The sequence below is a fragment of the Mesorhizobium sp. M1E.F.Ca.ET.063.01.1.1 genome (assembly GCF_003998155.1).
GTDB lineage: Bacteria > Pseudomonadota > Alphaproteobacteria > Rhizobiales > Rhizobiaceae > Mesorhizobium.
Window position 1 is genome coordinate 1 of record NZ_RZSC01000030.1, and the last position, 21,402, is coordinate 21,402.

The following is a 21,402-nucleotide window of genomic DNA, read 5'->3' on the forward strand; positions in this document are numbered from 1 at the left end:
CATCAAGACCCGCGTCGTTCGTCACTCCGGGCGTGCCGTCCCGCTCACCGCACACCTTTCCTACCTGCAACGCGAGGGCGTGACCCGTGAAGGGGAAAAGGCTCGCATGTTTGGCCCCGTAACCGATGATGCGGACGTCAAGGATTTCGCCGAGCGCTGCGGGAGCGATCGTCACCATTTCCGCTTCATCGTCTCGCCGGAAGATGCCATGGACATGGCTGATCTGAAGTCCTTCACCCGCGACCTGATGAAGCAAATGGAGAAGGATCTCGGCACGAAGCTCGATTGGGTCGCGTCGAGCCACTGGAACACCGACAATCCCCATATCCACGTCATCCTGCGCGGCCGCTCGGATGACGGGCAGGATCTCGTCATCTCACGCGACTATATCAAGGAAGGTATGCGCGCCCGCGCTGCCGATCTCGTTACGCAGGAACTCGGGCCCCGCTCCGATCTCGAAATCCGCCGCAATCTGCAACGGCAGATCGAAGCCGAGCGCTGGACCCAGCTTGATCGTCAGTTGCTGCGCGACATTGCGCGCACCGGGGCAATCGATCTTGCTCCAAGCGCCCATAGGCCGCCCGACGAGTATCACGTGCAGAAGCTCGGTCGCCTGCACAAGCTCCAAGCCCTTGGTCTTGCCGATCAGGTTGCGCCGGGACAATGGGTGATTGACGACAGGGCCGAGGCGACGCTGCGCGAGCTCGGCGAGCGTGGCGACATCATAAAGCGAATGCACCGCGCATTGACTGGGCGAGGAATCGAGCGCGGCTCAGCCAACTATGTGTTGGCCGCCGAAAGCCTCGATACACCCATTGTCGGCCGGCTGGTCGACCGGGGGCTCGATGATGAACTGAGCGGGACGGCTTATGCCGTGGTCGACGGCGTCGACGGGCGCACTCACCACATCAGACTTGGCGATCTGGAGGCAACCGGCGACGGCCCGCCGGGGTCGATCGTCGAACTGCGCAAGTTCGATGATGCGAACGGCCGGCGCCGGATCGCGCTGGCGGTCCGCTCCGACCTTGATGTGCACGAGCAGATCACGGCAGAGGGCGCGACCGGGCTTGACCGGCAAGCCATCGCCCGCGAGCCTGCCGCCTTGAGCGCGGCTGGCTTTGGCGCCGAGGTTCATCGGGCCATGGAACAACGGGCTGATTACCTGATCGCCCAAGGCCTGGGGAGGCGGGTAGGCGGCCGCGTTGTGCTCACGAGCAACCTGATCGAGACACTGCGCCGCCGGGAACTCGAACTGGTTGGCGAGAGGCTTACAACCGAGACTGGCCAGCCCTTCAGACCTCCCGCCAGCGGAGACTATGTCGCCGGTATCTATCAACGGCGCCTGTCGCTTGCCTCCGGGCGCTTTGCCATGGTCGACGACGCCCTTGGCTTCCAGCTCGTCCCCTGGACGCCCTCCCTGGAAAGGCGTCTCGGCCAGCATGTCTCCGGTGTCACCCGTGGTGATGGCGGCGTCGACTGGAGCTTTGGCCGCAAGAGAGGACTAGGCCTCTAATGACACAAGAAGGGATCATGCCATGTCCGCCACCAAAATCCTCTGGGGCCAGATCCTCACGGTCTTCCTGATCGTCCTGTTGAGCACCTGGACAGCGACGCAATGGACCGCGTGGAGACTGGGTTTCCAGGCACAGCTCGGGCCGCCCTGGTTCGATCTGGCCGGCCTGCCCGTTTACTATCCGCCTGCCTTGTTCTGGTGGTGGTATTTTTACGACGCCTATGCCCCAGAGGTTTTCTTGGAAGGTGGCCTGGTCGCCGTGTCCGGGGGCTTCCTCTCGATCATCGTCGCGATCAGCATGTCGGTGTGGCGGGCGCGCGAAGCCAAGAACGTCCACACCTATGGTTCGGCACGATGGGCCGGTAGGAGGGAGGTGGAGGCGGCCGGCTTGCTTGGCGCCGACGGCGTCGTTCTCGGGCGCTACGATCGCCACTACTTGCGCCACGACGGGCCAGAGCATGTGCTTTGTTTTGCGCCGACGCGGTCAGGCAAGGGCGTTGGCCTGGTGGTGCCTTCCCTGCTTGCCTGGCCGGGGTCGGCGATCGTGCACGACATCAAGGGTGAGAATTGGCAACTCACCGCCGGCTTTCGCGACCTGCACGGTCGCGTGCTGCTCTTCGATCCGACCAATTCGAGATCGTCGGCGTATAATCCCCTTCTGGAAGTCCGGCGCGGCGAATGGGAGGTACGCGACGTCCAGAACATCGCGGACATTCTCGTTGACCCGGAAGGCAGCCTCGAGAAGCGCAACCACTGGGAAAAGACCAGCCACGCGCTGCTGGTCGGCGCGATCCTCCACGTCCTCTATGCCGAGAAGGACAAGACGCTGGCCGGCGTCGCCGCCTTCCTATCCGATCCGAAGCGGCCGATCGAGTCGACGCTGGCCGCAATGATGAAAACCGCCCATCTCGGCGGGGTTGGTCCGCACCCGGTAATTGCCAGTGCTGCGCGCGAACTGCTCAACAAATCCGATAATGAACGCTCGGGCGTGCTCTCCACCGCGATGTCCTTCCTTGGCCTCTATCGCGACCCAGTTGTCGCCGAAGTGACCCGGCAATGCGACTGGCGGATCGCGGACATCGTCGGCCAAAAGGATCCGGCGACGCTTTACCTGGTCGTGCCGCCGTCCGACATCAATCGGACCAAGCCGCTCATTCGCCTTATCCTCAACCAGATCGGTCGTCGGCTGACCGAAGACCTGCATACCAGGACCAGCCGCCACCGATTGCTGCTGATGCTGGATGAGTTTCCCGCGCTCGGTCGCCTCGACTTCTTCGAGAGCGCGCTGGCGTTCATGGCAGGCTACGGACTGAAGAGCTTCCTGATCGCGCAGTCCCTGAATCAGATCGAAAAGGCCTATGGCCCGAACAACTCCATCCTCGACAACTGCCACGTGCGCGTGAGCTTCGCCACGAACGACGAGAGGACCGCCAAACGTGTCTCCGATGCCCTCGGCACGGCAACGGAGATGCGGGCCATGAAGAACTATGCCGGTCACCGGCTTTCGCCCTGGCTCGGACATCTCATGGTGTCGAGGCAAGAGACCGCCCGTCAGTTGCTGACCCCTGGAGAGATCATGCAGCTGCCACCAAGCGACGAGATCGTGATGGTGGCGGGTACGCCGCCGATTAGAGCCAAGAAGGCGCGCTATTTTGAGGATGCTCGCTTACAGGAGCGCATCCTGCCGCCACCTGAACTGACCAGTCCGGACGAGTGGCACCCTGATGATTGGAGCCGACTGCCGGTGCTGGCCGCCAGCGCGGCCGCTGCTCCTCAAGGCTCGCCGCAACAAGACGACGAAGATCCGACCGGATCCGAACAGCGCCAGCAACCCGAGCTCAATCGCGCGCCGCCGGTCGAGAAGATGGCCACGATCGAGAACGAGTTCGAGATCGATCCGGTCGATGATGGCGACCATGACGCCGTTAGCAACCGGCGTTTGGCTCGCCTTATGGAAGGCGTGGCGCGGCAGGTTTCCCTCGACCCTGATGACGGCATGAAGTTGTAAGGCGTCATGATCGCTCGCAAGAAGAAAGTGCAAATCTCCGTCTATCTCGAAGCGCCCATTATGACGATGCTGGCCGACTATGCGGCGCGACGCGATCAATCCCAGTCCATGATTGCCGAGGCCGCGATCGCTTCGTTCCTATCGCCCGATGCGGATGAGCGTCGTGAAGCGGCGATCGCCAGACGCCTCGACCAGATCGATCGACGCCTTGCCCGGCAGGAGCGCGATGTCGGCATCGCGGTCGAGACGCTGGCGGTGTTTGTCCGCTTCTGGCTGGCGACCACGCCGGCATTGCCGGAGCCTGCCGCCCAGGCTGCGCGAGCCAAGGCGGCGGAACGTTATGAGGCATTCGTGACCGCATTGGGCAGGCGGCTGGCTAAGGGCCCGAAACTGCGGCAGGAGATTTCGGAGGACGTCGACCCGAAAGAAGCCGGAGGGATTTAGGCGCTTGGAGTTGTCGGCGGGCGTCCAGCTGGGTGCTTGGATCAGCATATGTTTGCGTTTTTTCTGTAATGCGGCGATGATCGCCGCAAATTCCAATTGTTGTAAACCAATGGCTATTGTGGTAGTTTAAAAAAATCGAAAAATGCGGCGATCATCGCCGCCTATGTGAAAATCTATAAACCATGCCAACAAATGCTGATCGCCGAGCGCTACTTCAAACGATGGTACCCGAGGGGCTTCCGGTAACGAAGCAGTGGCTCAAGAAGCAAAGCCCGCAGTTTGATCGTCACGCCGTCGATAATCTGCTCAAAAGCAACCAGCTCAAATCGCTGGCACCGGGCGTGTATGTGCGGCCCGGCACCCATATGACGTGGCAAGGCGCCGTAGCCGCCCTGCAGACCATATTCGGTACAGATCTCAGTGTCGGCGGGCTTACCGCCCTCGAATTGCAGGGATTTGCGCACTATCTGCCCCTGTCGCGCCAACGAACAGTGCATCTTTACGGCAAAGATGCCTTACCGTCCTGGCTGAACCATGCGTTGCCGGCCGTACATTTCGTTCGCCACAACGGCCTTTCCTCGCTGGGCGGGTCCGGATTCGTTTACCGTGAGTATGATCCGCTCGAGCGCACGCTCACAGATGTGGACGTTCCGGGCCAGCGGCAAGGTTCATGGCCATTCACCTTGTCCTCGCCCGAAAGAGCTTACCTGGAGGTGCTGATGGATGTTCCGGAGACGGTTTCCTTCGAGCACGCCAATCAACTGCTTCAAGGGATGACGACGCTGTCGCCGCGGCGCATGGAGCAACTCTTGCGCAAATGCACCAGCGTCAAGGTGCGCCGGCTGTTCTACTGGATGGCCGAGCGCAACGACTATACATGGTTCAAGAAATTGCCGGCGCCCAAAGCACTCGATGCGCTCGGCCTCGGAAGCGGCAACAGGGTTCTGGCCAAGGACGGCAGACTCGATTCAAAATATCGCATAACCGTCCCGGAGGAGATGTGGACACCGCCAGCCCTTACTACGGACAAGTCCGACTCCTGACCCGCATCCTGCCTCTGGTGGCGGTCGAGAGATCGTTTGCGCTGAAAGGCGGAACCGCCATCAATCTCTTTATCCGCGACCTTCCGCGCCTCTCCGTCGACATCGACCTTGTCTATCTGCCGATGGATGATCGTGACACCGCATTGAAGAACGTCGCGGAGGCTCTTGCCCGCATCGCGGACGCCATCATCGCCGCGATGCCTGGCACCGAGATTATTCGCTCCTTCGAGCATCAGGCCGATGCATTGCGCCTCTTCGTTTCGCAGGGCGCCGATCGCATCAAGATCGAGCTCTCGCCGGTCCTTCGCGGATCCGTGCTGCCGGAGGAATTGCGCGAGGTATCGCCCGCGGTCGAAGCGCAATTCGGCTATATTGAAATGCAGCTTCTCTCGATTCCCGACCTATATGCCGGAAAGATCTGCGCCGCCCTCGACAGGCAGCATCCGAGGGATCTTTTCGACGTGAAGCTGCTCTTTGAAAACGAGGGCCTCACCGAAGACCTGGTCAGGACCTTTCTGGTCTACCTCATCAGCCATAACCGGACGATGGCCGAACTTCTACAGCCCACCCGCAAGGACATCGCCGGTATCTATGAAGGCGAGTTCGTCCGTATGTCTCAGATCGAAGTCAGCCTCGACGAACTTCTTGCCGTGCGCGAACGGCTGATCGGCGACCTCAACAAGGCTTTGACCGAGGATCAGCGGAAATTTCTTCTGTCATTCAAAGCCGGGCGTCCAGATTGGAGCCTCCTAGCTATTGAAGGAGCCGACAAGCTTCCCGCGGTTCGCTGGAAGCTGCACAATCTGGAACGCATGCCCAGGGAGAGGCATCGTGGGGCGTATGAGAATCTGGAACGCGTGCTCGGCCTCGGTTCCATTTAAGTCGAGCAAGATTTACCGCTCGACGCATTCTAAGCGACGGCAACGAAGGCCGCCCTCGGGGTCAGGAGGACCGACGGTTCGGTTCAACGCCAGGGTGATCATTGCCGCCGTTTTCTCCTGTCATCTGCAAGCGCGCTATACACACTCGCGTATAGATCGGCTTTATACGCGATTGCGCATAAATGGTGGTTACGCAGTATTGCCGATGAAACCAGCGACAGATGCGGAAGGCTCTGCGGCGGCATCCTCTCCTTGAGATTGGCAATAGCAGGCGCGGCTCGGAGCGACCTGAATTGTGGGGAGCCCGGTCCACCGATCGACCTCAATTGCTCTCCCACCGAAGAGAAAAGGCAGCTGCACCGCCGTTCTCCTGTAATTACACGCCACGCTACTACGCCTCGATATACTTGTTGAAGCGAACCGATATCTGGTTCTCTTAGTCATCCCCGAGCGGGGACCGTCCGAGTTGTCCCCGAAGGAAAGACGGGGACGAGATGGCGGTTTCGCAAAACAACAACGAGGGACGCGCCCGCAGCTCGCGTATGTTGCGCACAGCGCTCGGAGCCGCCATCACGCGGCTTCTGGACGATCCCGCGGTCGTCGAGGTGATGCTCAACCCGGATGGCCGCATCTGGGTTGATCAGCTCTCCGAAGGCCTGTCCGATACGGGGGAGGTGCTGTCGGTCGCCGATGGCGAGCGCATCGTGCGTCTGGTCGCCCACCATGTCGGCGCCGAGGTCCATCCCCGCTCTCCCCGCGTGTCCGCCGAACTGCCCGACACGGGCGAGCGTTTCGAAGGCCTTCTTCCGCCCGTCGTCGCCGCGCCGGCCTTCGCCATACGAAAACCCGCCGTCGCGGTCTTCACGCTCGACGACTACGTGGCCGCGGGCATCATGACCATGGCGCAGGCGGCAGCGCTGCGTGCCGCGATCGCTGCTCGCGCCAACATACTGGTCGCCGGCGGCACCTCCACCGGCAAGACGACATTGACCAACGCGCTGCTTGCCGAAGTGGCAAGAGGGACTGATCGCGTCGTCATCATCGAGGACACGCGCGAGCTGCAATGCGCCGCGCCCAACCTTGTCGCCATGCGCACCAAGGATGGTGTCGCCACGCTGTCCGACCTGGTCCGCTCGTCGCTGCGCCTGCGGCCCGACCGCATCCCGATCGGCGAGGTGCGCGGCTCCGAAGCCCTTGATCTGCTCAAGGCATGGGGCACCGGGCATCCCGGCGGCATCGGCACCATTCATGCCGGCTCCGCCATTGGCGCGCTGCGCCGCCTCGAACAACTGATCCAGGAAGCCGTCGTCACTGTCCCGCGCGCGCTGATCGCCGAAACCATCGATCTCGTCGCTGTCCTGTCCGGACGCGGTTCGGCGCGGCGGCTGACCGAACTCGCCCGCGTCGACGGGCTTGGTCCCGACGGCGACTACCGCACCTCGCAAACTATCCCGAACAACACAGGAGATCCTTCATGATCCGCATTCTGTCTTGCGGCTACCGTTGCCTCGCCATCGCCTCCGCGACCTTGGCAATCAATCTCATGCTCGCGCCGGCCGGGCACGCCGCCGGTTCGTCGATGCCATGGGAACAGCCACTCGAAAAGATCCTTCAGTCAGTGGAGGGCCCGGTCTCCAAGATCATCGCGGTCATCATCATTATCGTGACCGGTCTGACGCTGGCGTTTGGCGATACTTCGGGCGGCTTCCGGCGGCTGATCCAGATCGTCTTCGGCCTCTCCATCGCCTTCGCGGCGTCAAGCTTTTTCCTGTCGTTCTTCTCGTTCGGCGGCGGGGCGCTGATCTGATGGCAACCGCTTTCGAACAGCTCGACGCGGTGCCGGGATTTGTCATCCCCGTCCATAGGGCGCTGACCGAACACATCCTGCTCGGTGGCGCGCCACGCTCCATCGCGATCCTGAACGGCACGCTCGCCGGCGCGGTGGGCCTCGGCCTGCGTCTGTGGCTGGTTGGTCTCATCATCTGGGCGCTCGGACATTTCACGGCTGTGTGGGCCGCCAGGCGCGATCCGCTGTTCGTGGAAGTCGGCCGCCGGCATCTGCGCATTCCCGGTCACCTGTCGGTTTGAGAGGGCGCCTTCATGATGAACCTTGCCGAATTCCGCCGTGCCGCCAGTCACCTTGCCGATTACCTGCCATGGGTAGCGCTTGCGGCGCCTGGCGTGGTGCTCAACAAGGACGGCAGCTTTCAGCGCACCGCGACGTTTCGCGGGCCAGACCTCGATTCCGCCGTCGCGGCTGAATTGGTCGCGGTGGCCTCGCGCATCAACAACGCCTTTCGTCGCCTCGGGTCAGGCTGGAGCATCTTCGTCGAGGCGCAGCGGCGCGAGGCGGCGACCTATCCTGACAGCCAGTTTCCCGATGCTGCATCCGCCCTTGTCGACGCCGAGCGCAAAGCCGACTTCGAGGAGGAGGGGGTGCATTTCGTATCGAGCTACTTCCTCACGTTCCTCCACCTGTCGCCGGCCGAGGAAGCCGCGCGCGCTGAGAAATGGCTCTACGAAGGGCGCGAACGATCGGGCGTCGATCCCCATGAGATCCTGCGTGCTTTCATCGACCGCACCGATCGCGTGCTCGCTTTGCTCGACGGCTTCATGCCGGAATGCCGGTGGCTCGACGATGGCGAGACACTGACCTATCTGCACGCCACCATATCGACCAGGTATCATCGAGTGCGTGTCCCGGAAACCCCGGTCTATCTCGATGCGCTGCTTGCTGACCAACCCCTGACCGGAGGGCTCGAGCCTCGCCTTGGCGGTCAGCATCTTCGCGTGCTCACCATTGTCGGCTTTCCCGCCGCCACGACGCCAGGTCTGCTCGATGACCTCAACCGGCTGGCCATTCCCTATCGCTGGTCGACGCGCGCGATCCTGCTCGACAAGACCGACGCCACGAAGCTTGTCACGAAGATCCGCCGTCAATGGTTTGCAAAACGCAAGTCGATTGCGGCGATCCTGAAGGAGATCATGACCAACGAGGCGTCCGTGCTCGTCGACACGGATGCCGCCAACAAGTCGGCCGACGCCGACATGGCGTTACAGGAACTTGGCGCCGACGTCGCCGGTATGGCCTACGTTACTGCGACCGTCACGGTTTTTGATGCCGATCCGCGCTTCGCCGATGAGAAACTGCGTCTCGTCGAGAAGATGATCCAGGGTCGCGACTTCACGGCCATGGTCGAAACCGTCAATGCCGTCGACGCCTGGCTCGGTTCATTGCCTGGACATGCCTATGCCAATGTCCGCCAACCGCCCATCTCGACGCTCAATCTCGCCCACATGATTCCCCTCTCTGCCGTGTGGGCGGGGCCGGAACGGGACGAGCACTTCGGTCGTCCTCCCTTGCTTTACGGCAAGACCGAAGGCTCGACCCCGTTCCGGTTGTCCTTGCATGTCGGCGACGTCGGCCACACCCTCGTCGTCGGCCCCACCGGCGCGGGCAAGTCCGTGCTGCTCGCGCTGATGGCGCTGCAGTTCCGACGCTATCTGCACAGCCAAGTCTTCGCTTTCGACTTCGGTGGCTCGATCCGCGCCGCCACGCTCGCCATGGGCGGCGACTGGCACGATCTTGGCGGTGGGCTTACCGAGGGCATGGAAGCCTCCGTCTCGCTCCAGCCCCTGGCGCGCGTAGACAATACCTACGAGCGCGCCTGGGCGGCCGACTGGATGCTCGCGATCCTCGGGCGCGAAGGCATTCCCATAAATCCGGAGGCCAAGGAGCACATCTGGACCGCGCTGACTTCGCTCGCCTCCGCGCCGCCCGGCGAGCGCACCATCACCGGCCTCAGCGTGTTGCTGCAGGCCAACAATCTCAAACAGGCGCTGCGCTCCTATTGCATAGGCGGGCCGTATGGTCGTTTGCTCGATTCCGAGGCCGAGCACCTCGGCGCGGCGGCCGTGCAAGCGTTCGAGATAGAGGGCCTGGTTGGCACCGGGGCAGCACCTGCCACCCTGTCCTACCTCTTCCACCGCATCGGCGACCGGCTCGATGGCCGGCCGACATTGCTCATCATCGATGAGGGTTGGCTCGCGCTTGACGACGAAGGTTTCGCCGCGCAGTTGCGCGAATGGTTGAAGACGCTGCGCAAGAAGAACGCCAGCGTGATCTTCGCCACCCAGTCGCTGTCCGACATCGACAATTCGGGCATCGCGCCGGCGATCATCGAAAGCTGTCCGACCCGCCTGCTCCTGCCTAACGAACGGGCGATCGAGCCGCAAATCACGGCGATTTATCGCCGGTTCGGCCTCAACGACCGCCAGATCGAGATCCTGGCGCGAGCGACGCCCAAGCGCGACTACTACTGCCAGTCCCGGCGCGGTAACCGCCTCTTCGAGCTGGGGCTGTCCGAGGTCGGGCTCGCGTTCTGTGCCGCGTCGTCGAAGACCGACCAGGCCCTGATAGCCAGCATCGTTGCCGAGCACGGCCGCGATGGCTTCCTTGCCGCCTGGCTGCGCGCCCGCAACGTCGGCTGGGCCGCCGATCTCATTCCCGACCTCTCCATTCCCGAAGCACAAAAGGAGCCTCAGCCATGACTGTCCATCAAACCCGCTCGCGCGCGCTTCTTCTGGTCGCGGCAATGCTCGCTGCGCCTGTCGCGATCTCGCCGATTATGATTGCGCCGGCGCATGCCTTCATCGTCTTCGATCCATCGAACTATTCGCAGAACGTGCTGACTGCCGCGCGATCCCTGCAGCAGATCACCAATCAGATCACCTCGCTGCAGAACCAGGCCCAGATGTTGATCAATCAGGCACGCAACCTCGCGAGCTTGCCCTTGTCCTCGCTCCAGCAACTGCAGCAATCCGTGCAGCGCACGCAACACCTGCTCGGCCAGGCGCAGAACATCGCCTACGACGTGCAACAGGTCGACAAGGCCTTTGAGCAGCAATACCGCAGCGTGTCGCTTTCGGCTTCCGACCAGCAGTTGGTCACGGATGCGCGTTCGCGCTGGCAAAACACGGTCGGCGGTCTTCAGGACGCCATGCGCGTTCAGGCGGGCGTGGTCGGAAACATCGACACCAGTCGCGCGCAGATGTCGGCGCTCGTCGGCGCCAGCCAATCGGCGACCGGAGCGCTGCAGGCGACGCAAGCCGGCAACCAGCTCTTGGCACTACAGGGCCAACAGCTTGCGGACCTTACCGCCGTTGTCGCCGCCAACGGCCGCGCCCAGGCGCTGACCGAGGCCGAACGTGCGGCCGCGGCCGACCAAGGCCGCGAGCAACGCCGCCGCTTCCTGGCGCCCGGCTCCGGCTACCAGGCGGGCAACGTCCAGATGTTCAATCGTTGAGGTCATGGCGATGGACGGCAAGTCACTCGCTCGCATCACAGCCGTCATCTTCGTCGCGGTCGCCGTCACGGCGACCGCGCTCGAGATGAGCCGGAAGGAGGGCAAGCCGGCGGTCGCGATGCCTGTCGCGCCGGCGTCCACTGCGCTGGATCCGCTTCGCGATGGTCTTCGCCGCTGCCAGATTCTCGGCGAGGCTGCTCTTCGCGACGACGGGTGCGCGCGGCTGTGGACCGAGCAGCGCGATCGTTTTCTTGGCCTGCAGCAGCCGTTCGCCAGCTCGCCCCGCGAGCCGGCCAACCCGCGGTCTCCGGACGCGGCCTCGCAGGAGACCCGATAGGCATGGGCAATACCGGCGTCATCGACCAATTCCTGGCCACCTTCACCCGCTATATCGACAGTGGTTTCGGTCTGCTCGGCGGCGAAGTCGCCTTCGTCGCCACCACGCTGATCGTCATCGACGTGACGCTCGCAGCGCTGTTCTGGAGCTGGGGCGCCGATGAGGACATCCTCGCGCGGCTCGTCAAGAAGACGCTTTTCGTCGGCGTTTTCGCCTACCTGATTTCGAACTGGAACAGTCTCGCCCGGATCGTCTTCGAAAGCTTTTCCGGGCTTGGCCTCAAGGCGAGCGGCACCGGCTTGTCGGCACAGGACCTGCTGCACCCCGGCAAGGTGGCGCAGACCGGCCTCGATGCGGGACGGCCGTTGCTCGAGGCGATCTCGGGTCTGATGGGCTATGTGTCCTTCTTCGAAAACTTCATCCAGATCGCTTGCCTGCTGTTCGCCTGGGCGCTCGTCCTGCTCGCCTTCTTCATCCTGGCGGTGCAGCTCTTCGTGACGCTGATCGAATTCAAGCTGTCGACGCTGGCCGGCTTCGTGCTGATCCCTTTCGGTTTGTTCGGCAAGACCGCCTTCATGGCCGAACGCGTGCTCGGCAACGTCATCTCATCCGGTATCAAGGTGCTGGTGCTCGCCGTGGTCATCGGCATCGGTTCGACGCTCTTTGGCGAATTCACTCAAGGCTTCGGCGGCGAGAGCCCGACAATCGACCAGGCAATGGCGATCGTCCTGGCGGCGCTGTCGCTGCTTGGCCTCGGCATCTTCGGCCCCGGCATTGCCAATGGTCTTGTCTCCGGTGGTCCGCAGCTTGGCGCCGGTGCCGCGGTGGGTACGGGTCTCGCCGCGGGCGGCATGGCCCTCGTCGCCGCCGGCGCTGCCGGCCTTGCGGCGCGCGGTGGAGCGGCCGCTCTATCAGGAGCCGCTTCCGCCGCGCGGGGCGGCTCTTTTCTCGCAGGCGGCGCGTCGACTGCCTATGCGCTCGGCTCCGCCGGGCAGGCAGGCGGAACGGGTATCGCCTCCGGGATGGGTGGCGTTACAAGCGCCGGTTTGTCGGCGGCCGCCTCGCCGCTCAAGCGCGCCGCCGCGCGGGCCAGCCAATCGATGAAATCGAGCTTTGCGTCCGGAACGCATTCCGCCGTTGAGGTCACCGGCGGTTCGTCGACCATGGGAACGTTCGCAGGCGCCGCCACGTCGGCCAACGCTCCATCGTTCGGCCGCGCCGGCCAGGCTGGCGCCACAGCGCACAGCCCGCCCGACTGGGCCAAACGCATGCAGCGATCCCGGCGCTTGTCTCACGGCGTCCAGACCACCGCCCACGCCGTTCGCGCCGGTGAGGCTCACGGCGGCGGAACCTCAATCTCGCTTTCCGAAGGCAAATGACCATGAACATCTTTCGAAGACCCACCGTCCATTACGGCAAGACGCCTCAGCCGGAAACGCCTTACCAGAAGGCGGCGCAAGTCTGGGACGAGCGCATCGGCTCCGCCCGCGTCCAGGCAAGGAACTGGCGCCTGATGGCCTTCGGATCGCTGGTCCTGTCAGCCGGGCTGGCCGGCACTCTTGTCTGGCAATCGGCCAGGGGCACGGTCGTGCCGTGGGTGGTTCAGGTCGATCCTTCCGGACAGGCGCAGACGGTCGCGCCTGCGACAACGGACTATAAGCCCACTGATCCCCAGATCGCGTGGCACCTCGCCCGCTTCGTCGAGCAGGTCCGGTCCATCCCCGCCGACCCGATCATCGTGCGCCAGAACTGGCTGCGCGCCTATGAATGGACCACCGACCAGGGTGCGGCGGCGCTCAACGACTATGCTCGCGCCAACGAACCCTTCTCCAAGGTCGGCAAGCAGCAGGTCACGGTGGAGGTTTCCTCGGTCATTCGCGCCTCACCGGATTCCTTCCGCGTCGCCTGGGCCGAGCGCGCCTACGAAAACGGCAAGCTCTCCATCACCGAGCACTGGACCGCGATCCTGACGATCGTCGTGCAGCCGCCGCGCGACGCCGAACGGCTCCGGGCCAATCCACTTGGAATCTACGTCAACGCCATCAACTGGTCACGGGAGATGGGCCAATGAACCAGGCATCGCATATCGTCGCCATTGAGACTTTCAGGAGCTCCGTGCTCGCGGCGGTTCTGCTTTCTGGAGCCATGCTCCCAGGCTGTGCCACGCCACGGAAGCCGCCGCAGATCGCCTACGACGCGAACGTGCCGCCTTTGCCAGTCGTCCCCGCAGTCAGGCCTGACGAGAAGCCGAAGCCGCTGCATGTTCCGCCCGGCTGGATCCCTGCGGTGGGTGGTGCTGCCGGCGACACGCCGACGGCGCGCGTTGAAAATGCCAATGCGGCTGCCCGGATCCAGCCGCGGCGGGAGGGCTACTACAACGCCATCCAGATTTACCCCTGGAGCGAGGGCGCGCTCTATCAGGTCTATGCGGCGCCCGGGCAGATAACCGACATCGCGCTCGAGCCGGGCGAGAGTCTGACCGGCGAGGGGCCGATCGCGGCGGGCGACACCGCGCGCTGGATCATCGGCGACACCGAGAGCGGTTCGGGTCTCACACGGCGCGTCCATGTGCTGGTCAAGCCATCGCGGGCCGGCATCACCACCAACCTCGTCATTACCACCGACCGGCGCAGCTATATGATCGAGCTGCGAGCGGGTGAGAAACCCTACATGCCGGCCGTCGCCTGGGCGTATCCGGCTCAGCCCGGCGGACGGCGACAAGCCGTTCCTGAGACGCCGATCATCCCGGATTTCGCTGCGCGCAACTACCGCTATGGCCTCACAGGTGATTCACCGCCCTGGAAGCCTGTCGCCGTCTATGACGACGGCCGACACGTCTATGTCGAGTTTCCGCGCGGGATCGTGCAGGGCGAGATGCCGCCGATCTTCGTCATTGGTCCAGACGGCGAGGCTGAGATCGCCAATGGCCGCGTCTATCAAAACATCCTGATCGTCGACCGGCTTTTCGGGGCGGCTGAACTGCGTCTGGGGAGCGGTAGACGACAACAGACCGTCAGGATCGCCCGCACCGATGGGATGAGGACGGGCCGGTTGTCGTGGGTGCCAGCCTCGAGCGCCGCGCCGAAATCCGCGAACGCGCCAAGGCAAAGAGGAGGGCAGGGATCATGAGCCAGAACGAGACCAAAACCGCTGCTGCCTCTATGCGGCTTCGCGCCGAGCCGCCGCGAGTGACCCGCCTGTCGCGTAAAGTCCTTGCCGGCATCGGCTTCGTCGCATCGCTCGGTGTCGGCGGGGTTCTGATCTATGCGCTTCAGACACGCAACGCAGATACCCGTGGCGAGGAACTTTACTCGACCTCCAACCGGCAGCCCGCAGATGGACTGGCGAGCCTGCCGCGCGATTATACCGGCCCAATCCTTGGACCACCGCTGCCTGGGGACCTCGGCCGGCCCATGCTCGACGCCCAGAACAAAGGGCGGCCGGTCGTGCCGCCGCCGATCGCGACACCGACCGTCGACGAAGCCGAACAGCGCCGGCGGGCCGAGGAGGAGGCCGCCCGGACGTCGCGTGTCTTCTTCCAGACGGTAGCTGGCACTGGAGCAGCGGCCGAACCGCCAGGCAGTATGGCGACCCATGTCTACGGTCCGGATGCCACCGGCCAGCTGGCGCAGGATCGCCAAACCGCATTCCTGAATGCCGCCGTTGACCGGCGCACCGTGGCTCCGGACAGGGTCGCGCCTCCGGCGTCGCCCTACGTCCTGCAAGCGGGTGCGGTTATCTCGGCCGCGCTCATAACCGGTATCCGTTCCGACCTTCCGGGTCAGGTCACCGCACAGGTGACCGAGAATGTCTACGACAGTCCTACTGGTCGATCGCTGCTGATCCCGCAAGGCACCCGCGTCATTGGCCAATACGACAACGGGGTCGGTTTTGGGCAGCGCCGTGTGCTCCTGGTCTGGAGCCGGCTGATCTTCCCTGATGGCCGCTCCATTGTCCTCGAGCGTCAGCCTGGCGCCGACGCGCAAGGGTATGCCGGCCTCGAGGACGGTGTCGACTATCACTGGGGTGAGTTGTTCAAGGCGGCCGCGCTTTCCACCATACTCAGTGTAGGGGCCGAGGCTGGCTCGTCCGGTCAGCAAAGCGACATCGTGCGCGCCCTGCGCAGCGGCGCCGCCGACAGCGTCAGCCAGGTCGGGCAGCAGATCGTCGAACGCCAGCTCAACATCGCGCCAACGCTGACGATACGCCCGGGTTTTCCGGTACGCGTCCTGGTCACGCGGGATCTTGTGCTCGAACCCTATGGAGGATGAAATGGCCAAGTTGAAGCTGGCGCCGATTGCCGATGACAAGCCTGTCAAAGTCTCTGTGGAATTGCCCGCGCGCCTGCATCGCGACCTGACCAGATATGCAGAGATTCTTGGAGGAGAATCTGGGCAGTCTGCTGATCCCATACGCCTGATCGTACCCATGCTCGAGCGGTTCATCGCCACGGATCGTGGCTTCGCGAAAGCGAGGCAGGAGCGCAAGGCTTAGTGCGAAGCGGTCAAGAGGATCGGCCAGCGCCGCGCGATGCAGCTTGCAACGGGAGAACGACCGGCGCGCTTTGCGCTATCAGCTGAAAAGCCGACAGGATCGCCTCCAGAGAGATTTCCAATGCATTGGAAAATACCCGGCCTTTCTGCCAGACGGCGACATAATGGTAGAGAGCCGATGGTTCGACCGGCTTTGCGTCCAGCGCGAATGCCGCATATTCACGAGCGATGATTTCGTTGGTGATCGAGACACCCAAGCCGGCCGCCACGAAGCCGGCCTCGTAGCCGTTGGAATCGTATTCGACCAGTATGTCCGGCTCAATTCCGGCGAAGCGCAGCGCGTTGAAGTTCATTTGATGGGACGCAAACTGAGGGTCGATGTCGACGATCTTTTCCCCGGCCAGGTCATGTGCTTCGATACATGTCTTCTTTGAAAATCGGTGCTTGCGGTGGAAGATGCAGACGTTGTGTGCCGAGCCGATTGGAGCCCATTCAAACAGTTGGCCATCCAGTGGCAACCGCGAAATCCCGAGATCTGCCCGCCCAGACAGGATGTGCTCACCCACCTGCTCGTAGTTTCCCGAGATTGACCGCACGCTCGAAGCCGTCTTCTCACGGATAGTCGCCACGACCTTGGGCAATGTCACGAAGCCGAATACGGCCGGAGCAGCAATGCCGATCCGCTGCTTCTCATCGTTCTTCATCGCGAAGATCGACGCTTCCAGCCGATCCAGGGACGTAAGCGCCAATTCTACGTTGCGCAGCAGTTCCCACGCTTCCCGCGACGGAAGGATCCGGTTGGTAGATCGTTCAAAAAGCGTGATACCGAGCGCGGTTTCAAGTTGCTTCACTTGCTGGCTTACAGCGGGCTGGCTTATCCCGAGCGCAGCAGCTGCTCGCCGCGTCGATCCGGCCCGCAGCACCTCTCGAAAGATCTGCAATTGTCGGAGCTTCAGGCCGCTCTGCAGCAACTCCATTGTGCGCCCTTTTCCCGGCAGCGCCAAAAGCCAGATGTGCAATGACTTTGACTGACCGAGTTGAGAAATTGGACCGACTTGGGCGCCCAAAACTGCAGTCGCCAAGCAGGCTTCGAATCCATCAGCATATAGTCACTATAGTGACTGGTAAAGGGGAGGGTTTGCTTGTCGCTATGCGCGCATGCGTCTTGCGGAGATTTTTGGTGCAAATGTTCGTAGAGTCCGGAAGGATCGCGGCATGACTCTGGAAACCTTGGCAACCGAGGCCGGCCTTGCGTACAGCTACATGGGCGGCATCGAACGGGGGCAGAAGAACCCGTCTCTCAACGTAGCCGAGCGGATCGCAAGGGTGTTGGAGAGCGACCCGGCTACATTGTTCTGCAAACCTCCCACGTCAAAGTAGTCGGGTACGAGCCCCCCGACTGAGCATTTCCCCTAGCTGCAGCAGCTTCCACGTTGTCGCGATGCGCTTGCCTTGAAACACCGCCTTCGGCCCAGCCGCGGCACATTTCAAGGAGTTGACGGGGCGCACCTATAATCAGCCATTATAGCTAAAATTCTGAAAATTATAGATTGAACAGAAGCGCTATGTCGGTACCCTATAGGAAATCCTGAAAGTATATTTCAGGGTATCGTAAATCGAATTCTTCGCAGACTACACCAAGTTTTGTCACTCGCTGACGTGGCAGGTTGCGAAATCGCAAATCAATGGAAGAGTGCCATGGGCGGATTTGCTGCTCAGTTTTTTGTCGCCTTCTTTGTTACCACAAGCCTTGCTCTCGTGAGCGGATTCCTCGGTACCGTATTCGGGCTGTTGTTGGCCATATCGAAGAGCTCGCCTACGGGCCGTTTCAAAGCTGTTGTGACGGCCTATACGACGGTGGTTCGTGGCGTCCCAGAACTCGTTGTAATCCTGCTCGTCTACTTTGGCGGAACCATCTTCGCCAGTAGAATCGCGGGCAGATACGTTGAGGTGAATGCTTTTACCGCCGGGGTTGTCGCGCTTACGGTCGTCTTCAGCGGTTATGCCACGGAGGTTTTCCGCGGGGCGATTGCGGCGGTTCCTTCCGGACAGACCGAGGCGGCGAAGTCGCTTGGGCTCAACGCTTGGCAGCGGTGGGCATTTGTTGTTGGGCCGCAGATGCTGAGGCTCTCATTGCCAGCCTACGGCAATCTCTGGATATCGCTCTTCAAGGACACAGCGCTGGTTTCGATCGTCGGCTTGACCGACATCATGCGTGTTGCCTTTGTCGGCGCCGGGTCGTTGCGCGCCCCGCTGACGTTCTATCTTGCGGCGTCGGCTCTCTATCTCTCGCTCACGACAATCACCCTGTTGTCGATCCGGTTGGCTGAGCGGCGCTATCCCGCTCTTGGTCAATAGAGGGCGGCTTCGATGAACCTTGATTTGATGTTCGACGCCATGAGGGTCCTGCCGTCAGGCATTGGCCTCACCTTGACCTTGACCGTCCTGGCGCTGACGGCGGGATTTCTGTTGTCCGTGCCCTTGGCCTTCGTTCGGGCGTTTGGCCACCCAAGCCTGTCGGTTGCGGCGCTATCCTACACCTATGTCATTCGCGGAACACCGATGCTCGTACAGCTCTTCCTGGTCTACTATGGCTTGGGTCAGATCGAGGCCGTGAGAGCCAGCGTCTTTTGGGTGGTCCTGCGAGATCCCTTCTGGTGCGCACTGCTTACTTTTTCGCTGAATAGCGCGGCGCATACGACCGAAATCCTGTGCCGTGGTCTCCAGGCCGTTCCCAAGGGCGTCATTGAGGCCGCCGCAGCTCTTGGCCTGAAGCGCTTTCATATCGCTCGCCTTGTGACTTTTCCCATCGCCTTCAGGATTTCGCTTCCGGCCTACGGCAACGAGGTTGTTGGAATGATCAAGGGCTCGTCTTTAGCGAGTACGGTAACGCTACTTGAGATAACCGGCATGGCGAGACAGCTGGTGTCTGTGACGTTCGCGCCCTACGAGATATTCATCGTCGCCGGAGCCATCTATCTGACGCTGACGACGCTGGCCGTGAAAGCGATTCAGTTCCTGGAGCGGCGCCTTTCCACCGATGGCACTCCAAAGCAACGACGCAAGGCTCGGTTTCGCCCGACCTTCATGACAGCCGTGCCCTGACGCACGGTCTCACCGCTTCCAACTGAAACCAACGAAAGAGGTGCCTCATGCGCATACCCTTGCCTATTGCCGTTGCTATCGCATCCTTGATTGCAGCTTTCCCGGTGTTGGCTGACGGTGAGCGAACGATATCGATCGCCACCGAAGGCGCGTCACCACCTTGGGACGGGACTGACGCAAATGGCCAGCTCTACGGTTTCGACGTCGATGTCGGTCTCGAACTGTGCAGTCGCATGCAGGTCAAATGCAACTTCGTCGCGCAGGATTGGGACGGGATCATTCCCGCGCTTCTCGTCGGCAAGTACGATGTCATCATGTCGGGCATGGCGATCACGGAAAAACGCAAGCAACAGATCGCATTTTCGATTCCCTACGCCAGTGGCTTCAACCAATTCGTCGTGCGCAAGGAACTCGGGCTCGACACCGGCGACACCAAGGAGAAAGTCAACCTCTCCACCCTCGGAGACAAAGAGAAGGCCAGCATCGAGCGCGTGAGATCGACTCTCAGCGGCAAAGCCATCGGTGTCCTTCGCTCATCAAACTCGGAAGCCGTTGTGAAGCAACTCCTCGGCGATGTTGTGACCATCCGCAGCTACGACAGTCTCGATAATCTGAAGCTCGATCTCGCCGCAGGGCGGGTCGACGGCGGTCTCGCCGACTACTTTACGTGGCGCGACTTTCTGGAAACCCCCGACGGCTCCAGTGCTGTCTTCTTTGGCCCGGAACTGAAAGGCGGTCTGTGGGGACCTGGCGTCGGCGCGGGCATCCGCAAGGACGACGCCGAACTGGTCACGAAATTCAACGCTGCCATCGACGCCGCCACCACGGACGGAACAATCAAGGCATTGAGCCTGAAGTGGTTCAAGACGGACATTGCACCAGGGGTGTCCAAATAGCCGAGAACCAACTTCGACACCGGCGTGCCGCTGAGAGCGTGCCAGCGGACAACTTCCACTCTCCTGAGGCGAGTCTCATGAAAGATCCATTTTGCGCGGTCGTGACCGGTCAATCGCTGATCACGCACGACATCCGCCATGTACAAGACGAGCGGTTCACCAAAGTTGAGCGCTTCCTTCAGCAAGGCGACGTCGTGTTCACGAATTTCGAGTCGACGATCCTCGGCAAACATGCCGGATGGCCTACCAAGGGTCGGTATTTTGGCTACTCCACAGCTGAAGTGCTGGACGCTTTGCAGGATGTCGGTTTCAATGCTCTCGCCCTGGCAAACAACCATGCGTTCGATCTCGGCCCCCAAGGTGTTCTCTCAACACTGGATGAGGTCGAAGCACGTGGTTTCCTGTACGCGGGGATAGGGGCCGACGAGACCGAAGCCGCCAAGCTCGGCCGGCGGAAATTGGGGGGAAGGCAGGTCTCTCTTCTCGCGGTCGATGCAGGCCCTGGCCCGGCCAACATGTATGCCGAAAACCGCACGGCTTCCCGGCCGGCCCGCCCAGGCGTCAACCGGCTGAAGACTATTCGCAAGATTGCCGTCCCGGACGGGCATTTCAGGAGACTGGCAAGGCTTGGCAGCCACCTGCAGAGCTCGCATCTCGAGCTGACCAACTATGCCCAACCGGAGGACCCGCCGGCGCTAGAAAATGGCAGCGAGATCAACTTCTATGGTACTGTATTCACGCAGGCGGCAGACTTTGGCCGCCTGATCGAGATCGACCCGCAGAGTGCGAGCATCCATTTATCCGCTATCCGGCAGGCGGCCGCTCAAGGCGACTTCGTCATTGCATATCTGCATCATCACCATTGGGAACCGGGTTGGCAGGACGTGCCCCGTTGGGTGCAGGCCTTCGCCCGCACATGCGTCGATGCCGGTGCTGACCTTTTCGTCAGCCACGGCGCCCCCGTTCTTCAGGCGGTGGAGGTCTACAAAGGCTCCCCAATTTTCTACGGTCTGGGAAATTTCCTCTTCCACGTCCATCCCGATGAGGGCGAATGGGATCCTCCGGAAGTCTGGCAGAGCATCGTCGCCGCCTGCCGCTACGATGCGAACGGAAATCTCGAAAGCGTAGACCTGCTGCCCGTCGTGATCGGCGAGGTAAGCGAGCGCGCGGGATCTGAAACAGGTGGCAAGCTGGTTCCCATCCCCGCCGCTGGACACGTGGCACGAGACATCCTTGAAGGTTTCGCGAGCCGCTCGCGTGGCTTCGGCAGCGGCGTTGAAATAACGGGATACTCCGGCAGCATAATTATGCCGTCAGCGCGCAAATTCGGCTGACGATCGACTCCACGGTGTCGGATTTTCCATCTGAGGAGTGTT

General features: G+C 62.2%; 22 protein-coding genes. 21 read left to right on the forward strand and 1 reads right to left on the reverse strand.

The window, feature by feature from the left end; translation table 11 throughout:
• From EOA29_RS04755 to EOA29_RS04830, 16 genes are all read left to right on the forward strand, one after another.
• The coding region (locus EOA29_RS04755; protein ID WP_127220303.1) for a VirD2 family relaxase/mobilization nuclease at positions 1 to 1,513 on the forward strand (1,513 nt) is incomplete at its 5' end.
• A 22-nt stretch (positions 1,514 to 1,535) separates the two neighbouring features.
• The gene (locus EOA29_RS04760) at positions 1,536 to 3,521 is read left to right on the forward strand and encodes a conjugal transfer protein TraG (RefSeq protein ID WP_127220305.1); all 1,986 of its coding nucleotides are present in this window, start codon (positions 1,536 to 1,538) and stop codon (positions 3,519 to 3,521) included.
• Between the two features lie 6 nt (positions 3,522 to 3,527).
• Positions 3,528 to 3,965, forward strand: coding sequence for a CopG family transcriptional regulator (locus EOA29_RS04765; RefSeq protein WP_127220307.1), 438 nt, complete (start codon positions 3,528 to 3,530; stop codon positions 3,963 to 3,965).
• Positions 3,966 to 4,147: 182 nt separating this feature from the next.
• Positions 4,148 to 5,008, forward strand: coding sequence for a type IV toxin-antitoxin system AbiEi family antitoxin domain-containing protein (locus EOA29_RS04770; RefSeq protein WP_127220309.1), 861 nt, complete (start codon positions 4,148 to 4,150; stop codon positions 5,006 to 5,008).
• On the forward strand, positions 4,966 to 5,889 hold the full coding sequence (locus EOA29_RS04775; protein WP_127220311.1) for a nucleotidyl transferase AbiEii/AbiGii toxin family protein: 924 nt from the start codon (positions 4,966 to 4,968) through the stop codon (positions 5,887 to 5,889). Before EOA29_RS04770 ends, EOA29_RS04775 begins: the two co-directional genes overlap by 43 nt.
• 494 nt (positions 5,890 to 6,383) lie before the next feature.
• Entirely contained in the window at positions 6,384 to 7,367 is a 984-nt protein-coding gene (trbB, locus tag EOA29_RS04780) for a P-type conjugative transfer ATPase TrbB (protein WP_127220313.1), read from the forward strand.
• Entirely contained in the window at positions 7,364 to 7,696 is a 333-nt protein-coding gene (locus EOA29_RS04785; RefSeq protein WP_127220315.1) for a TrbC/VirB2 family protein, read from the forward strand. The genes trbB and EOA29_RS04785 overlap by 4 nt, the downstream gene beginning before the upstream one ends.
• Positions 7,696 to 7,977: a VirB3 family type IV secretion system protein gene (locus tag EOA29_RS04790; RefSeq protein WP_126085665.1), complete on the forward strand. Its 282-nt coding sequence runs from the start codon at positions 7,696 to 7,698 to the stop codon at positions 7,975 to 7,977. The genes EOA29_RS04785 and EOA29_RS04790 overlap by 1 nt, the downstream gene beginning before the upstream one ends.
• A 12-nt stretch (positions 7,978 to 7,989) precedes the next feature.
• Positions 7,990 to 10,440, forward strand: coding sequence for a conjugal transfer protein TrbE (trbE, locus tag EOA29_RS04795; RefSeq protein ID WP_127220317.1), 2,451 nt, complete (start codon positions 7,990 to 7,992; stop codon positions 10,438 to 10,440).
• Positions 10,437 to 11,195: a P-type conjugative transfer protein TrbJ gene (trbJ, locus tag EOA29_RS04800; RefSeq protein WP_127220319.1), complete on the forward strand. Its 759-nt coding sequence runs from the start codon at positions 10,437 to 10,439 to the stop codon at positions 11,193 to 11,195. The genes trbE and trbJ overlap by 4 nt, the downstream gene beginning before the upstream one ends.
• Positions 11,196 to 11,205: 10 nt before the next feature.
• Positions 11,206 to 11,532, forward strand: coding sequence for a putative entry exclusion protein TrbK-alt (trbK-alt, locus tag EOA29_RS04805; protein WP_127220340.1), 327 nt, complete (start codon positions 11,206 to 11,208; stop codon positions 11,530 to 11,532).
• 2 nt (positions 11,533 to 11,534) lie between these two features.
• The gene (gene trbL, locus EOA29_RS04810; protein WP_127220321.1) at positions 11,535 to 12,911 is read left to right on the forward strand and encodes a P-type conjugative transfer protein TrbL; all 1,377 of its coding nucleotides are present in this window, start codon (positions 11,535 to 11,537) and stop codon (positions 12,909 to 12,911) included.
• Positions 12,912 to 12,913: 2 nt separating this feature from the next.
• Positions 12,914 to 13,603 (forward strand): conjugal transfer protein TrbF, encoded by a 690-nt coding sequence (gene trbF / locus EOA29_RS04815; RefSeq protein ID WP_127220342.1) that lies wholly within the window; start codon positions 12,914 to 12,916, stop codon positions 13,601 to 13,603.
• The gene (gene trbG / locus EOA29_RS04820) at positions 13,600 to 14,661 is read left to right on the forward strand and encodes a P-type conjugative transfer protein TrbG (RefSeq protein WP_127220323.1); all 1,062 of its coding nucleotides are present in this window, start codon (positions 13,600 to 13,602) and stop codon (positions 14,659 to 14,661) included. Before trbF ends, trbG begins: the two co-directional genes overlap by 4 nt.
• On the forward strand, positions 14,658 to 15,803 hold the full coding sequence (locus tag EOA29_RS04825) for a TrbI/VirB10 family protein (RefSeq protein ID WP_127220325.1): 1,146 nt from the start codon (positions 14,658 to 14,660) through the stop codon (positions 15,801 to 15,803). Before trbG ends, EOA29_RS04825 begins: the two co-directional genes overlap by 4 nt.
• A gap of 1 nt (position 15,804) precedes the next feature.
• Positions 15,805 to 16,026, forward strand: coding sequence for a DUF2274 domain-containing protein (locus tag EOA29_RS04830; RefSeq protein ID WP_127220327.1), 222 nt, complete (start codon positions 15,805 to 15,807; stop codon positions 16,024 to 16,026).
• Positions 16,027 to 16,036: 10 nt separating this feature from the next.
• Here EOA29_RS04830 and EOA29_RS04835 read toward each other — a convergent pair whose 3' ends face one another.
• Positions 16,037 to 17,002, reverse strand: coding sequence for a LysR family transcriptional regulator (locus EOA29_RS04835; RefSeq protein WP_127220329.1), 966 nt, complete (start codon positions 17,000 to 17,002; stop codon positions 16,037 to 16,039).
• Positions 17,003 to 17,183: 181 nt separating this feature from the next.
• Between EOA29_RS04835 and EOA29_RS04840 the strand changes: the two genes are divergently transcribed.
• The 5 genes from EOA29_RS04840 (at position 17,184) to EOA29_RS04860 (ending at position 21,360) form a co-directional block, all read left to right on the forward strand.
• The gene (locus EOA29_RS04840) at positions 17,184 to 17,405 is read left to right on the forward strand and encodes a helix-turn-helix transcriptional regulator (RefSeq protein ID WP_127220331.1); all 222 of its coding nucleotides are present in this window, start codon (positions 17,184 to 17,186) and stop codon (positions 17,403 to 17,405) included.
• Positions 17,406 to 17,723: 318 nt separating this feature from the next.
• Positions 17,724 to 18,383 (forward strand): ABC transporter permease subunit, encoded by a 660-nt coding sequence (locus EOA29_RS04845; RefSeq protein WP_127220333.1) that lies wholly within the window; start codon positions 17,724 to 17,726, stop codon positions 18,381 to 18,383.
• Positions 18,384 to 18,395: 12 nt separating this feature from the next.
• Positions 18,396 to 19,130 carry an ABC transporter permease subunit gene (locus tag EOA29_RS04850; RefSeq protein ID WP_127220335.1) on the forward strand — a complete coding sequence of 245 codons (735 nt, stop codon included), beginning with the start codon at positions 18,396 to 18,398 and terminating at the stop codon, positions 19,128 to 19,130.
• Between the two features lie 47 nt (positions 19,131 to 19,177).
• Positions 19,178 to 20,026, forward strand: a complete 849-nt coding sequence (locus EOA29_RS04855) for a transporter substrate-binding domain-containing protein (protein WP_127220336.1) — start codon at positions 19,178 to 19,180, stop codon at positions 20,024 to 20,026.
• Positions 20,027 to 20,103: 77 nt separating this feature from the next.
• On the forward strand, positions 20,104 to 21,360 hold the full coding sequence (locus tag EOA29_RS04860; RefSeq protein ID WP_127220338.1) for a CapA family protein: 1,257 nt from the start codon (positions 20,104 to 20,106) through the stop codon (positions 21,358 to 21,360).
• The last annotated feature ends 42 nt before the right edge of the window (positions 21,361 to 21,402 follow it).

Excerpts from the sequence above, each read along its gene's own strand:
- EOA29_RS04760 (WP_127220305.1), top strand. The coding sequence starts at position 1,536 with ATGTCCGCCACCAAAATCCTCTGGGGCCAGATCCTCACGGTCTTCCTG.
- EOA29_RS04765 (WP_127220307.1), top strand. The coding sequence starts at position 3,528 with ATGATCGCTCGCAAGAAGAAAGTGCAAATCTCCGTCTATCTCGAAGCG.
- EOA29_RS04770 (WP_127220309.1), top strand. The coding sequence starts at position 4,148 with ATGCCAACAAATGCTGATCGCCGAGCGCTACTTCAAACGATGGTACCC.
- trbB (WP_127220313.1), top strand. The coding sequence starts at position 6,384 with ATGGCGGTTTCGCAAAACAACAACGAGGGACGCGCCCGCAGCTCGCGT.
- EOA29_RS04785 (WP_127220315.1), top strand. The coding sequence starts at position 7,364 with ATGATCCGCATTCTGTCTTGCGGCTACCGTTGCCTCGCCATCGCCTCC.
- EOA29_RS04790 (WP_126085665.1), top strand. The coding sequence starts at position 7,696 with ATGGCAACCGCTTTCGAACAGCTCGACGCGGTGCCGGGATTTGTCATC.
- trbE (WP_127220317.1), top strand. The coding sequence starts at position 7,990 with ATGATGAACCTTGCCGAATTCCGCCGTGCCGCCAGTCACCTTGCCGAT.
- trbJ (WP_127220319.1), top strand. The coding sequence starts at position 10,437 with ATGACTGTCCATCAAACCCGCTCGCGCGCGCTTCTTCTGGTCGCGGCA.
- trbK-alt (WP_127220340.1), top strand. The coding sequence starts at position 11,206 with ATGGACGGCAAGTCACTCGCTCGCATCACAGCCGTCATCTTCGTCGCG.
- trbL (WP_127220321.1), top strand. The coding sequence starts at position 11,535 with ATGGGCAATACCGGCGTCATCGACCAATTCCTGGCCACCTTCACCCGC.
- trbF (WP_127220342.1), top strand. The coding sequence starts at position 12,914 with ATGAACATCTTTCGAAGACCCACCGTCCATTACGGCAAGACGCCTCAG.
- trbG (WP_127220323.1), top strand. The coding sequence starts at position 13,600 with ATGAACCAGGCATCGCATATCGTCGCCATTGAGACTTTCAGGAGCTCC.
- EOA29_RS04825 (WP_127220325.1), top strand. The coding sequence starts at position 14,658 with ATGAGCCAGAACGAGACCAAAACCGCTGCTGCCTCTATGCGGCTTCGC.
- EOA29_RS04830 (WP_127220327.1), top strand. The coding sequence starts at position 15,805 with ATGGCCAAGTTGAAGCTGGCGCCGATTGCCGATGACAAGCCTGTCAAA.
- EOA29_RS04835 (WP_127220329.1), bottom strand. The coding sequence starts at position 17,002 with ATGGAGTTGCTGCAGAGCGGCCTGAAGCTCCGACAATTGCAGATCTTT.
- EOA29_RS04840 (WP_127220331.1), top strand. The coding sequence starts at position 17,184 with ATGCGTCTTGCGGAGATTTTTGGTGCAAATGTTCGTAGAGTCCGGAAG.
- EOA29_RS04845 (WP_127220333.1), top strand. The coding sequence starts at position 17,724 with ATGGGCGGATTTGCTGCTCAGTTTTTTGTCGCCTTCTTTGTTACCACA.
- EOA29_RS04850 (WP_127220335.1), top strand. The coding sequence starts at position 18,396 with ATGAACCTTGATTTGATGTTCGACGCCATGAGGGTCCTGCCGTCAGGC.
- EOA29_RS04855 (WP_127220336.1), top strand. The coding sequence starts at position 19,178 with ATGCGCATACCCTTGCCTATTGCCGTTGCTATCGCATCCTTGATTGCA.
- EOA29_RS04860 (WP_127220338.1), top strand. The coding sequence starts at position 20,104 with ATGAAAGATCCATTTTGCGCGGTCGTGACCGGTCAATCGCTGATCACG.